The organism is Luteimonas sp. gir (genome assembly GCF_037198055.1).
Lineage (GTDB): Bacteria > Pseudomonadota > Gammaproteobacteria > Xanthomonadales > Xanthomonadaceae > Luteimonas > Luteimonas citri_A.
Map to the genome: position 1 here is coordinate 1 of NZ_JBBAXQ010000029.1, position 439 is coordinate 439.

The 439-nt window shown below is 70.4% G+C and carries 1 pseudogene; it reads left to right on the forward strand.

Annotation, left to right across the window (positions count from 1 at the left end):
* Window positions 1-439, forward strand: a pseudogene (locus tag WAF18_RS17300) (sugar isomerase); the annotation flags it as partial.

Here is a 439-nt window from a genome sequence, read left to right on the forward strand (position 1 = left end):
GCGGTGGAACTGGCCGAGGCGCTGGTCGCCGACGTGCGCCACCTGGTGGTGACCTGCAACGCCGACGGCGCGCTGGGCCGGGTCGCGGTGCGGCAGTCGATGACCCTGCTGCTGCCGCCCGAAACCCACGACGTCAGCTTCGCGATGACCTCGAGCTTCAGCTGCATGATGCTCGCGACGCTGGCCGCGCTGTGCGGGCCGCAAGCCCTGGAGACGCGCGTGCACGCGATCGCCGCCGCGACCGACACTGTGCTGCAGCAGGCGCGCGGGCTGACCCAGGAACTGGCGCTGTGCGGGTTCGAGCGTGTGGTGTATCTCGGCAGCGCACTGTTCAAGGGTCTGGCGCGCGAGGCCGCGCTCAAGCTGGGCGAACTGACCAATGGTGCCATCGCGACCTGCTTCGAATCGCCGATGGGCTTCCGCCACGGGCCCAACACGG